The 13,254-nt window shown below is 63.3% G+C and carries 8 protein-coding genes; 4 read left to right on the forward strand and 4 right to left on the reverse strand.

The genetic code is table 11. From position 1 onward, the window contains the following. Positions 1–26 precede the first annotated feature (26 nt). Entirely contained in the window at positions 27–2,936 is a 2,910-nt protein-coding gene (locus BLR77_RS20005; RefSeq protein ID WP_074681088.1) for a ribonucleoside-diphosphate reductase subunit alpha, read from the reverse strand. Positions 2,937–3,699: 763 nt separating this feature from the next. Here BLR77_RS20005 and BLR77_RS20010 point away from each other — a divergent pair. Both BLR77_RS20010 and BLR77_RS20015 read left to right on the forward strand, forming a co-directional pair. Then, a complete protein-coding gene (locus tag BLR77_RS20010) occupies positions 3,700–4,455 on the forward strand; it encodes a winged helix-turn-helix domain-containing protein (protein ID WP_074681090.1) in 756 nt (251 codons plus the stop codon). A 10-nt stretch (positions 4,456–4,465) separates the two neighbouring features. Further along, a complete protein-coding gene (locus BLR77_RS20015; protein ID WP_074681092.1) occupies positions 4,466–6,073 on the forward strand; it encodes an ATP-binding protein in 1,608 nt (535 codons plus the stop codon). A 120-nt stretch (positions 6,074–6,193) separates the two neighbouring features. On the opposite strand, the gene BLR77_RS20020 is transcribed toward BLR77_RS20015, so the two are convergent. Then, entirely contained in the window at positions 6,194–6,898 is a 705-nt protein-coding gene (locus tag BLR77_RS20020; protein WP_074681094.1) for a 4'-phosphopantetheinyl transferase family protein, read from the reverse strand. 615 nt (positions 6,899–7,513) lie between these two features. Here BLR77_RS20020 and BLR77_RS20025 point away from each other — a divergent pair. Continuing rightward, positions 7,514–9,388, forward strand: a complete 1,875-nt coding sequence (locus tag BLR77_RS20025) for an MFS transporter (RefSeq protein ID WP_074681096.1) — start codon at positions 7,514–7,516, stop codon at positions 9,386–9,388. A 123-nt stretch (positions 9,389–9,511) separates the two neighbouring features. Here BLR77_RS20025 and sugE read toward each other — a convergent pair whose 3' ends face one another. Both sugE and BLR77_RS20035 read right to left on the reverse strand, forming a co-directional pair. Further along, the gene (gene sugE / locus BLR77_RS20030; protein ID WP_021490124.1) at positions 9,512–9,826 is read right to left on the reverse strand and encodes a quaternary ammonium compound efflux SMR transporter SugE; all 315 of its coding nucleotides are present in this window, start codon (positions 9,824–9,826) and stop codon (positions 9,512–9,514) included. Between the two features lie 146 nt (positions 9,827–9,972). Beyond that, a complete protein-coding gene (locus tag BLR77_RS20035; protein WP_074681098.1) occupies positions 9,973–10,920 on the reverse strand; it encodes a bile acid:sodium symporter family protein in 948 nt (315 codons plus the stop codon). Between the two features lie 233 nt (positions 10,921–11,153). Here BLR77_RS20035 and BLR77_RS20040 point away from each other — a divergent pair, with 233 nt between their 5' ends. Beyond that, on the forward strand, positions 11,154–13,076 hold the full coding sequence (locus BLR77_RS20040; protein WP_074681100.1) for a methyl-accepting chemotaxis protein: 1,923 nt from the start codon (positions 11,154–11,156) through the stop codon (positions 13,074–13,076). The last annotated feature ends 178 nt before the right edge of the window (positions 13,077–13,254 follow it).

Below are 13,254 nucleotides of genomic sequence, written 5' to 3' on the forward strand. Positions count from 1 at the left end.
CGCGGGCGCCGCTCAGATGCGCGCGCTTATTGGCACGCCTCGCAGTCGGGTTCGTCGATGGCGCACGCTTTCGGTACTGGTGCCGGGGCCGGAGCAGCCTGCTGGGCAGGCGCCTGGGCCTTGGCCGAGAAACCATCGTCACCACCAGCGGACACTGCGTTGAGCTTGCCGGTGTTGATGGTGGACTTCTCGGTGCTGGTGGCGGCCAGGGCACGGAGGTAGTAGGTGGTTTTCAGACCACGGAACCAGGCCATGCGGTAGGTCACGTCCAGCTTCTTGCCCGAGGCGCCGGCGATGTACAGGTTCAGCGACTGAGCCTGGTCGATCCACTTCTGGCGACGGCTGGCAGCGTCGACGATCCACTTGGTTTCCACTTCGAAGGCGGTGGCGTACAGGTCTTTCAGGTCCTGCGGGATGCGCTCGATCTGCTGCACGGAGCCGTCGTAGTACTTCAGGTCGTTGACCATGACCGAGTCCCACAGGCCGCGGTTTTTCAGGTCGCGCACCAGGTAGGGGTTGATCACGGTGAATTCGCCGGAGAGGTTCGATTTCACGTACAGGTTCTGGTAGGTCGGCTCGATGGACTGCGACACGCCAATGATGTTGGAGATGGTCGCGGTCGGCGCGATGGCCATGATGTTCGAGTTACGAATACCTTTCTTCACGCGCTCGCGGATCGGCGCCCAGTCCAGCGACTCGGAGAGGTCGACGTCGATGTACTTCTGGCCACGGGACTCGATCAGAATCTGCTGCGAGTCCAGCGGCAGGATGCCCTTGCTCCACAGCGAACCTTCGAAGGTGCTGTAGGCGCCGCGCTCTTCGGCCAGGTCACAGGAGGCCTGGATGGCGTAGTAGCTGATGGCTTCCATCGACTTGTCGGCGAACTCGACGGCAGCGTCGGAGCCGTAGGCGATGTGCTGCAGGTACAGGGCGTCCTGGAAGCCCATCAGGCCGAGGCCGACCGGACGGTGCTTGAAGTTGGAGTTACGTGCCTGGTCGACGCTGTAGTAGTTGATGTCGATGACGTTATCGAGCATGCGCACAGCGGTCTTCACGGTGCGGCCGAGTTTCTCGATGTCCAGCTTGCCGTCGACGATGTGGTTGACCAGGTTGACCGAGCCCAGGTTGCAGACGGCGATCTCGTCCTTGTTGGTGTTCAGGGTGATCTCGGTGCACAGGTTGGAGCTGTGCACGACGCCCACGTGCTGCTGCGGGCTGCGCAGGTTGCACGGGTCCTTGAAGGTCAGCCACGGGTGGCCGGTCTCGAACAGCATCGAGAGCATCTTGCGCCACAGGTCCTTGGCCTGGATGGTCTTGTACAGCTTGATCTTGCCGTACTCGATCAGGGCTTCGTAGTACTCGTAGCGCTCTTCGAAGGCCTTGCCGGTCAGGTCGTGCAGGTCCGGCACTTCGGACGGGCTGAACAGGGTCCACTTGCCGTCTTCGAAGACGCGCTTCATGAACAGGTCCGGAATCCAGTTGGCGGTGTTCATGTCGTGGGTACGACGACGGTCGTCACCGGTGTTCTTGCGCAGCTCGAGGAATTCCTCGATGTCCATGTGCCAGGTTTCCAGGTAGGCGCAGACCGCGCCCTTGCGCTTGCCGCCCTGGTTGACCGCGACGGCGGTGTCGTTGACCACTTTGAGGAACGGCACGACGCCCTGGGATTTGCCGTTGGTGCCCTTGATGTAGGAGCCCAGCGCGCGCACCGGGGTCCAGTCGTTGCCCAGGCCGCCGGCGAATTTGGACAGCATGGCGTTGTCGTGGATGGCGCCGTAGATGCCCGACAGGTCGTCCGGCACGGTGGTCAGGTAGCAGGAGGACAGCTGCGGACGCAGGGTACCGGCGTTGAACAGGGTCGGGGTCGACGCCATGTAGTCGAACGAGGACAGCAGGTTGTAGAACTCGATGGCGCGGTCTTCGCGGTTCTTCGGCTCTTCGATGGCCAGGCCCATGGCCACGCGCATGAAGAACACCTGCGGCAGTTCGAAGCGGATGCCGTCCTTGTGGATGAAGTAGCGGTCGTACAGGGTCTGCAGGCCCAGGTAGGTGAACTGCTGGTCACGCTCGTGGTTCAGCGCCTTGCCCAGCTTCTCCAGGTCGTACTCTTTGAGTTTCGGGTCGAGCAGCTCGAATTGCGAGCCGGCTTCGACGTAGGCCGGCAGGGCCTTGGCGTACAGCTCGGCCATCTCGTGGTGAGTGGCGCTGGCGGTGATGTTGAGGAAGCTCAGAGCCTCGGCGCGGATGTTGTCCATCAGCAGGCGGGCGGTGACGTAGCTGTAGTTCGGCTCACGCTCGACCAGGGTACGGGCGGTCATCACCAGGGCGGTATTGACGTCCTTCTCGGCTACGCCGTCGTACAGGTTCTTCAGGGTTTCGCGCTCGATCAGCGAACCATCGACCTCGGCCAGGCCTTCGCAGGCCTCCGTGATGATGGTTTGCAGGCGGCCCATGTCCAGCGGCTGCAGTTCGCCGCCAGCGGTGGTGATGCGGATGCTCGGGTGCGGCTGGGCGATGTCGCTGCCGGCATTGGCGCTCTTGCGCTTGTTGGCCTGGGCTTCGCGGTAGATCACGTAGTCGCGGGCAACTTTCTGCTCGCCGGCACGCATCAGGGCCAGTTCGACCTGGTCCTGGATTTCTTCGATGTGGATGGTGCCGCCGGACGGCATGCGGCGCTTGAAGGTGGCGGTGACCTGCTCGGTCAGGCGCGCGACGGTATCGTGGATACGCGACGAAGCGGCGGCGGTGCCGCCTTCTACTGCGAGGAAGGCCTTGGTGATGGCGACGGTGATCTTGTCATCGGTGTAGGGGACGACAGTGCCGTTGCGCTTGATCACTCGCAGTTGGCCGGGGGCGGTGGCTGCCAGATCCTGGGAGGATTCAGCGGCCTGCGGCGCCACGGCCTGCGGGTTCTCGCGAGTAGTGTCGGTATGCATGGAGATCTCCGTGTTCTGTAATTTTTGGTTGGACGTCACGATTAGAAACCGTGCCTTGTCCGCCGTTCATTCCATTAACAACTGAGCCGCACGCGGCAGCGGGGCCGGGTACGGGGTGTTGCAAGAGCGGGCAGGGTGGGCACGACTTCAATTGCCGTCCTGGCGCATAAGTCACAGCGGGGCATTACCACACCCCGCCTACTACATATAGTGGTCGACTGGCGGATAAGACCGCTGTCTGACCGGCTCACGCGCAGCGTCAAGCGTTGCGGCGTGGCTGTAACCCAGGCCAGGCCTGGGTTAGGGCAAAACGGTTGGCCGGAACATCTGGAAAACCCTGTGAAAAGGGCTTGCGCGATTCGTTCTTTTTGTGTCCGGTTTTCTGCGGTAACCCAATATCTGGTGGGTACTGCGCGATGGGGATACAAGATAGTGCGCTGTTGGAGGCATTGCAAGGCGCTAGGAAAAGAACAACCTGTGGATAAGGTGTGAGTGCCTTGTGGGTGTCAGCGGCGTAGCCCGCGTGTTCTCTGGCTCTGGCTGCTGATGACCGTTCGTCGCCCTTGAAGGAAGGATTTCAACGCATTGGCGAAGCTGTTCGGCGACGCACAGACTACCACTATATATAGTGCTTTTGGCATGTGCTGTGCTTAACGCCGTGGCCGGGGCGAGGTGCTGGTTTGCCGCTCGCGCCGAGATGCGCACAGCCCCTAGAATGCCCGCTGTGTTTGCGGCGCTTGTCGGTATGCAAAGGGGATAGGGTGTGGAACAAGAAGGGTGGCAGATTCTGATCGTCGAGGATGACCAGCGCCTGGCGCAGTTGACCCGCGAGTATCTGGAGGGCAATGGCCTGCGTGTGTCCATCGAGGCGGACGGTGCCCTTGCCGCCGCGCGGATTCTCACCGAGCAGCCGGACCTGGTGATTCTCGACCTGATGCTGCCGGGTGAGGATGGCCTGAGCATCTGCCGCAAGGTGCGCAGCGGCTACAAGGGGCCGATCCTCATGCTCACCGCGCGCACTGACGATATGGATCAGGTGCTGGGCCTGGAGATGGGCGCCGATGACTACGTGTGCAAACCCGTGCGCCCGCGTGTGCTGCTGGCGCGCATTCGCGCGCTGCTGCGCCGTCGCGAGGGTAGCGAGAGCGAGCGCGACGAGGGCCAGCCGCGGCGTCTGCAGTTCGGCGCGCTGGCCATCGACAACGCCATGCGCGAGGCCTGGCTGGGCGAGCAGGGCATCGAGCTGACCAGTGCCGAGTTCGATCTGCTCTGGCTGCTGGCGGCCAACGCCGGGCGCATCCTGTCGCGCGAGGAGATCTTCAATTCCCTGCGCGGTATCGAGTACGACGGTCAGGACCGTTCCATCGACGTGCGCATTTCGCGCATCCGTCCGAAGATCGGCGATGACCCGATGCATCCACGGATGATCAAGACGGTGCGCAGCAAGGGCTATCTGTTCGTCGCCGAGGCCGCCGAAGCGCTGCCGTTCGGTGATGCGCCGCCGCCCCTGCGCGATTGATCGTGCGGCCATGAACTCGATCTTCCTGCGCATCTACGGCGGCATGCTCGCCGCGCTGGTGCTGGTGGCGCTGCTGGGCGTCGGCACCCTGCACCTGGCCAACGAGGTGCGCGGCGATCAGTATCGCGAAGGGCTGGCGCGCGGCACCTTTCGCCTGATGGCGGACAACCTGTTGCCGATGAACGAGGTGGAGCGCAAGCGCGCCCTGGTGGTGTGGTCGCGCCTGCTCGGTATTCCGCTGGAGCTGCAGGCCTTGAGCGAGGTGGCGCTGGAAAGCAGCGAGCGCAACCGTCTGCAGCGCGGCCATGTGCTGGTGCAGCAGACCGGCCCGCATTCGGCCAAGGTCTACGGTCTGCTCGACGGCAAGCAGCCGCTGCTGCTGACCGGCGAGATCCAGCAGATCAGCGAGCAGTTGGCGCGGGCCACCAACTACCTGCTGATCGACGAACTGATCCGCTACCCGGTGGTGGAGCAGCCGCAGCGCCTGGCCGAATTGAAGGCGGCCAAGCAGTTCGGCTTCGACCTGCAGTTGGTGCGGCTGGAAGACGCCACCATCGACCTCGATCAGCGTCGCCGCATCGACGAGGGCGATACGGTGATGGCGCTGGGCAAGGGCGGCGACTCCATCTATGTGTTCTCCGGCATCGTCGATACGCCCTGGGTGCTGGAGATCGGCCCGCTGTACCAGATGAACCCCTATCCGCCGCAGTTGCTGGTGCTGATCGGTGCGCTGGGGCTGAGCCTGATCGGTTTGATCGTCTATCTGCTGGTACGCTCGCTGGAGCAGCGCCTGCGTGTACTCGAAGGGGCTGCCACGCATATCGCCAGTGGTCGCCTGGATGCGCGCGTGCCGGCTCGCGGCGCGGATTCGGTGGGGCGCCTGGCCAGCAGCTTCAACGCCATGGCCGAGCACCTGCAGACGTCCCTGAGCACCCAGCGCGAGCTGGTACGAGCGGTGTCCCACGAGCTGCGCACGCCGGTGGCGCGGTTGCGTTTCGGCCTGGAGATGATCGCCGACGCGCCGAGTGAGACTGCCCGGCGCAAGTACATGGAGGGCATGGACAGCGATATCCAGGACCTCGACAAGCTGGTCGACGAGATGCTGACCTACGCGCGTCTGGAGCAGGGTTCGCCGGCGTTGAATTTTCAGCAGGTGGAACTCAAGGCGCTGATCGATCAGGTGATCGACGAACTGGCGCCGCTGAGCAACAAGGTGCGTGTGGAGTGTGGGGCGGTACTCAGCGTGCAGGCCGACGGCGCCTGCTGGGTCGAGGCCGAGCCGCGCTACCTGCACCGGGCGCTGCAGAATCTGGTGAGCAATGCCATGCGTTACGCCGAAGGCAAAGTGCTGATCAGCTGCCAGGTCGGCTACAAGCGTTGCCGCATCGATGTCGAGGACGATGGGCCGGGCGTGCCGGAAGAAGCCTGGGAGCGCCTGTTCAGCCCCTTCCTGCGTCTGGATGACAGCCGTACACGGGCCTCCGGCGGGCATGGCCTGGGTTTGTCCATCGTGCGCCGGATCATCTACTGGCACGGCGGCCGCGCGCAGATCGGCCGCAGCGAGAGCCTCGGCGGGGCGCGTTTCAGTCTGGTGTGGCCACGGCGTCAGGGGGAGTAGGGCACGTTTGCGTGTTGGGCCCGGTGCGCATGGCGCACCCTGCCCGCGAAGCGTGGGATATCGCGGCTTTGTAGGGTGCGCCGCGCGCACCGGCTTATCCATGTACGGCGGGGCGCATGGTTACGCCGCCACGGCCACCAGGCTCAGCACCTTGTTATCGAACAGCACGAACTGGCCATCCAGCTCGGCGCCCGTGCGCCAATCGGGGTGCAGGTCGATCAGCAGGCGCAGGCGCGCGCTGTCCTGGTCGATGTCCAGCAGTTCGGCGTCATGGAAATAGAAGCGCGTCAGGGTCAGCGGGTAGAGCGCCTTGAACAGGCTTTCCTTGAGCGAGAAAGTCAGGCTGATGCGCGTGGCGCGGGTCTCTTCATCCAGAGCCTGCAGGTGTTGCAGTTCGGCGGGCGTGAGAATTTCACCCTGCAGGCGTTGGGCGCGCTCGTGGGGTAGCAGGCGTTCAACGTCCATGCCGACGGTGCGCCATCGATCTCGGGCGGCTACCAGCGCGGCAGCCCAGTTGTCGCCGTGGGTGATGGAGCCGACCACGCCACGCGGCCATTGCGGCGCGCGGTCTTCACCTACAGCCGGTACGCTGGCCTGACCGGTCACGCGGCGCAGGGCTTCGCGGGCGCACAGGCGTCCGGCCAGGTATTCGGCCTGACGCTTGGCCACGCCGCGCACCGGGGGGATATCGCAGCGAGCGAAGTCATCCTCTGCGAGCAGGGCCGGGTCGAAGCGCGTGCTGATCAGCTGCGCGCCGGCGAGCGCGTTTGGCAGCGGGTTGTGCGTGTCGAGAGGGCTGCAGCAGGCGGGGTGATGAGCGTTCATGGGCGCGATTGTGCCGCGCGGCGGACCGTGCAGTCATCCGCCGTTTACATTTCTTTGCAGGCAGTTAACAAAGCTAAACGGACGCTGGCCTCGGCTTTTGTCAGACTGCGCTGGCATTCCCCAGGGAATGCAGGTGAGGTTGTAGTCAGTGCGAGGGCACTGACGTTTTCTCCGAGTTCGAGAACGGTAGCCCGATTGGGCTGCCGTTTTTTTTCGTCTCTGATTTGCTGCTGTGGCAAGAGGCCTGGTGAGCAGTCGGTGTCTGAGGTGTCACCAGTTCGTAGGAGCCGGCTTGCCGGCGATAGCTGCGCTGATGTACGGGATCGCCGGCAAGCCGGCTCCTACAGCATCCTTTGTTTGGCGGCGCGGTACACCGAGGATTCGGCGGCATCGTGGTGCACGGCGCACCCTACGCAATGCCGAAATGCGTAGGGTGGATCACGCTTCACCGATCCACCGCTTTGGTGGATGTAAAAAGCGACATCCACCCTACACGACCCTCCCGGCCCTTCGTGTGATCGCCAAGACGTTCGCATTTGCCCTGTGGCTTTCGTGGGGGGATTTGCAGTCAAATGCCTGTGCGGGCAAATCAATCCCCCGCGAGGACCATGGACGATGACCCAACAATCGCAATTCGCCCTGCTCGGCAAGAAGCGCTTTCTGCCGTTTTTCGTGACGCAATTGCTCGGCGCCTTCAATGACAACATCTTCAAGCAGTCGCTGATTCTCGCCATCCTCTTCAAGCTCAACACCGGCGTTGACCGCGATCTGCTGGTCAATCTCTGTGCCTTGCTGTTCATCCTGCCGTTCTTTCTGTTCTCCGCCCTCGGCGGGCAGTTTGGCGAGAAGTTCGCCAAGGACGCGCTGATCCGCAGGATCAAGCTGGCCGAGGTGTTCATCATGCTCACCGGCGCCGCCGGGGTGCTGCTCGACAGTCTGCCGCTGATGCTCGCCGTGCTGTTCGCCATGGGCACCCAGTCGGCGCTGTTCGGCCCGGTGAAGTATTCGATCCTGCCGCAGCACCTCAAGGAGCAGGAGCTGGTGGGCGGTAACGCCCTGGTGGAAATGGGCACGTTTCTGGCGATTCTGGCCGGCACCATCGGCGCCGGCATCATGATGGCCAGCAGCAGTTACGCGCCCATCGTCGCCGGTTCGGTGGTGGGGGTGGCGCTGCTTGGCTATCTGGCCAGCCAGGGTATTCCGCGCGCGGCGGCGGCCATGCCGACGCTGCCGCTGGACTGGAACATCTTCCGTCAGTCCTGGGTGATCATGAAGCTCGGTCTGGGCCAGCGTAAGGCGGTGTCGCGCTCGCTGGTGGGCAACTCCTGGTTCTGGTTTCTCGGCGCGATCTACCTGACGCAGATTCCGGCTTACTCGAAGGAGTGGCTGTACGGCGACGAGAGCGTGGTGACGTTGATTCTCACCGTGTTCTCGCTGGGCATCGGCCTGGGCTCGATGCTCTGTGAACGCATGAGCGGGCACAAGGTGGAGATCGGCCTGGTGCCGTTCGGCTCCATCGGCCTGACCCTGTTCGGCATGCTGCTGTGGTGGTTCTCCGGTGGTTTCCCGCAGGGCGCCACGCCGCATGACTGGCTGGCGCTGCTGGGCTACGGCCAGGCCTGGTGGATTCTCGGCTGCATTCTCGGCATCGGTCTGTTCGGCGGCTTCTACATCGTGCCGCTGTATGCGCTGATCCAGTCGCGTACCGCCGAGCACGAGCGGGCGCGGGTGATTGCGGCCAACAACATCCTCAATGCGTTGTTCATGGTAGCCTCGGCCATCGTCGCGATCCTCTTTCTCAGCGTCGCCGGGCTGTCGATTCCGCAGCTGTTCCTGGCCATCTCGCTGATGAACATCGCGGTCAACAGCTACATCTTCAAGATCGTCCCCGAGTTCAGCATGCGCTTTCTCATCTGGCTGCTGGGGCATTCGATGTACCGGGTCGAGCACAAGGGGCTCGACGCCATCCCCGACGAGGGCGCGGCGGTATTGGTGTGCAACCACGTGTCCTTCGTCGATGCGCTGCTGATCGGTGGCGCAGTGCGCCGGCCGGTGCGCTTCGTCATGTACTACAAGATCTACGACCTGCCGGTGCTCAACTTCATCTTTCGCACCGCCGGCACCGTGCCGATTGCCGGGCGCAGTGAGGATCTGCTGATCTACGACGCCGCGTTCAAGAAGATCGCCGAGTACCTGCGCAATGGCGAGCTGGTGTGCATCTTCCCCGAAGGCAAGCTGACCGCTGATGGTGAGATCGACGAGTTCAGGTCAGGGGTCGAGCGTATTCTCGAGGAGAACCCGGTGCCGGTGATTCCCATGGCGCTGCAAGGCCTGTGGGGCAGCTTCTTCAGTCGCGATCCGCACAAGGGCATCTTCAAGCGCCTGTGGTCGCGGGTGGGCCTGGTGGCCGGTGCGCCGATTGCGCCGGAGCAGGCCAGGCGTGAGGCGTTGCAGGCGCAGGTGGCCGAGTTGCGTGGGGATTGGCGTTGACTTGAATCATGTGGGAGGGGCTTTCGGCTCGGGCATCCTGCTTCGCTCTACCTCCTGCATCCCTGCAGTTGCAGCCGCGATTCGCCGCTAAAGCGCCTCCCACGAAGCTGGATTCCGGCTTTCTCAGTGGCTCAACTTGAGTCCGATCAGCCCGCAGACGATCAGTGCCACGCTGGCCAGGCGCAGCAGCGCCATGGATTCGCCAAACAGGATGATGCCGGCGATCACCGTGCCCACGGCGCCGACGCCGGTCCAGATGGCGTAGGCGGTGCCCAGCGGCAGCTCCTTCATGGCCAGGCCGAGCAGGGCCAGGCTGACCAGCATCGCGCAGACGGTCAGCAGCGTTGGCAGGGGGCGGGTGAAGCCTTCGGTGTACTTCAGGCCGATGGCCCAGCCGACCTCGAACAGGCCGGCGAGCAGCAGAATGATCCAGGACATAGCTAACCTCCAGGGAGCCCTGAAAGGGGCCGTCCCCGGGTGGGTCACCCTGCGCTCAGGGTGCGGAGGTCGTCCTCGCGTGCGCCATTATTGTGCACATCGGCGCGTCCGGGGCAAGGCGCCCCGGATCAATGGAACCTGTTGATTCAGTTGGAGCTTTTCTCTGAATCCTGACTCATCCGACGATAAAGGGTCGCCAGCAACGGGCCGGACAGGTTGTGCCAGACGCTGAACAGTGCGCTGGGCACGGCGGCGAGTGGGCTGAAGTGCGCACTGGCCAGGGCGGCGCCGAGGCCGGAGTTCTGCATGCCGACTTCGATCGACAGCGTCTTGCGTTGCGCCAGCGACATGCCGAACAGGCGCCCGGCCAGGTAACCCAGGCTCAGGCCGATGCCGTTGTGCAGGATCACCACGGCCATGATCAGCAGGCCGGATTCGGCGATCTTGCCCTGGCTGGCCGCGACCACCGCGGCCACGATGGCGACGATGCTCACCACGGAAATCAGCGGCAGCACCTCGACCGCGGTCTTCACGCGCTCGCCGAGCAGGCGCTGGGCGATCAGGCCGAGGGCGATGGGCAGCAGCACCATCTTGAGAATGGAGATGAACATGGCGCTGAAGGACACCGGCAGCCATTCCGAGGCCAGCAGCCAGATCAGCGCCGGGGTGACGAGCGGGGCGAGCAGGGTGGTAACGGCGGTGATCGAGACCGACAGCGCCAGGTCGCCACGGGCGAACCAGGTGATCACGTTGGAGGCGGTCCCGCCCGGGCAGCAGCCCACCAGAATCACGCCCACGGCGATCTCCGCTGGCAGGCCGAACGCCTGGCACAACAGCCAGGCGGTGCAGGGCATGATGATGAACTGCGCGAGCACGCCAAGCAGCACCGCCAGTGGGCGACGGGCGACTTCCTGAAAGTCCGCGCCCTTGAGGGTCAGGCCCATGCCGAACATGATCAGGCCGAGCAGCGGGACGATCCAGGCGGTCAGCGGCAGGAACCAGCTGGGCTGAAAGAAGGCCGTGACGGCGAACAGCAACACCCAGATGGCGAAGGTGTTGCCGATGAAACGGCTGAGGGCGATCAAGGCATGCATAGTGTCGATCCAGACATTTGTTGTTTGGGGGGGCGGCAAGATAGCAGATGTATGCGGAGCGCTGATGTGGAGGGTTGTTCAGTAAGTGATATAGATGAATGGATGAATGAGTGATATCAATATGCTACTATCGTCACATGTTCACTTTCTGAACTGCGCCGCAGTCACTGTGCTGGCCATAAAAACAATTCTCCAGCGTCTGCATGCCCACGACCCCCATGCTGGAGAATTCCATGAACAAGTGGTTTGGCAACCTCAGCGTCACCCTGAAACTGGCCATAGGCTTCGGCCTGGTGCTGGCCCTTACCCTGGTCCTGGCAGGCGTGGCCTGGCAAGGCATGGACCAACTGATCCGACGTGGTGAACGTTCAGCCGATATCACCCAGCTCGATGATCGGCTCGATGACCTGCGTGTAAAACGCTTGAACTACGAGATCAGCAACGGCAACGAGGCGCTGGGCGATACCTTCCAGAAGGCACTGGATGATTACCGGCTGTCTCACCATGAGGTGAGTGGGCGCTTCAACAGGCCCGATAATTTGCGCCTGTTCGACGCGCAGAAATCCCAGCTCGATCTCTATCAGGCCAGCCTGAACGAGATGCGTGAAGCCTATCGGCAATCGCTTGCTGTGCGTGGTGAGATGGGGCGTCTGGCCAAGGAGGTCTTCACTCAGCTCGACGAAGTGGAGGCAGCCGTTGAGCGTATGTCAGGGGTCGATCCGTACTATCTGTCGCGTTATCGCGCCATGCGCAATGCCCGCGAAGGGTGGCAGTTGATGCGCTACGAGGTGCGTGGTTATACCGCTAGTCCCAATGCCGACAGCGAGGCGGCAATGGCTCGTCAGGTGGAGCGTACGCAAAAGAGCCTGGCCGATCTGCAGCAGGCGATGGGCAGTGACATGGCTACGCAGACCCAGGCCATCGTGACAGGTTTCAGCGCTTACCAAGGTGCTGTGAAGACCTTCCAACAACTCAACGATACGATCATCCAGGCGCGCGAGGCTATCGGTCGGCAGGGCCAAGAAATTAGCGCGATTAGCCAGCAGATGATCGACAATCAACTCAAGTTGCGTGATGGCGACATCGCCTCGGTCAGGTTGGCCGAGCTGATCACCACGGCGTTGGCGTTGTTGCTGGGGGCCTTTTCGGCCTGGTTCATCACTCGCCAGATCACCTTGCCCTTGGCTAACACCCTGGGCGTGGTCGAGCGTATCGCAGCCGGTAACCTCACGGCTCTGCCTTCCACCTCGCGCCGCGACGAGATTGGCGCGTTGCAGCAAGGCGTACAGCGTATGGGCAATACCCTGCGTGAGCTGATCGGCGGTATCCGCGATGGCGTCAGTCAGATCGCCAGTGCTGCCGAGCAATTGTCGGCGGTCACCGAGCAGACCAGTGCTGGGGTCAATAGCCAGAAGCTCGAGACGGATCAAGTGGCTACGGCCATGCAGGAAATGTCCGCCACCGTGCAGGAGGTGGCACGCAATGCCGAGCAGGCATCGCAGGCCGCCGTCGATGCCGATGGTGAAGCGCGACAGGGCGATCGCATCGTCAGTGATGTGGTTGGGCGTATCGAGGCGCTGGCCCAGGAAATGACCCGCTCCACCGAGGCCATGAGTAGTCTGCAGCAGGAAAGCGACAAGATCGGCAGTGTGATGGACGTGATCAAGGCCGTCGCCGACCAGACCAACCTGCTGGCACTCAACGCAGCCATCGAAGCGGCGCGGGCCGGTGATGCCGGGCGTGGCTTTGCCGTGGTGGCCGACGAAGTGCGTAACCTGGCTCGGCGCACCCAGCAGTCCACCGAGGAAATCGAGAGTCTGATCGCGGGGTTGCAGCGTGGCACCGAGCAGGTTGCCAGTGTCCTGCAGGAGAGCCGCACCCTGACCGAGGGTAGCGTCATCCTGGCGCGTCAGGCGGGTGATGCACTCGGTGTGATCAACCACAAAGTGGCCAATATCCAGTCGATGAACCAGCAGATCGCCGCCGCTGCCGAGCAGCAGGGCGCGGTCGCCGAGGAAATCGGTCGCAGTGTGCTCAGCGTGCGCGATGTTGCTGAGCAGACCGCCAGCGCCAGCGAGGAAACCGCTGCCAGCTCGGTGGAGCTGGCGCGCCTGGGTAACCATCTGCAAACCCTGGTCAGTCGCTTCCACGTCTGACCCTGCCCGTGGGCGTGGCGCCGTCTTGTCGCCATGCCCGTTCCTCTACTGGGTCGCCTGTGCCTGCCAGCGGCTGTTACTCCCGCGGGGCGTTGCGGTCGTTTTTTGCGGGGTCGCCATCGGTATTGTCTTGCCTGTCTCGGCTCGAGCTTCCTGCTTCGCTCTACCTCCTGCATCC

It is taken from the genome of Ectopseudomonas alcaliphila (assembly GCF_900101755.1).
GTDB classification, from domain to species: domain Bacteria; phylum Pseudomonadota; class Gammaproteobacteria; order Pseudomonadales; family Pseudomonadaceae; genus Aquipseudomonas; species Aquipseudomonas alcaliphila.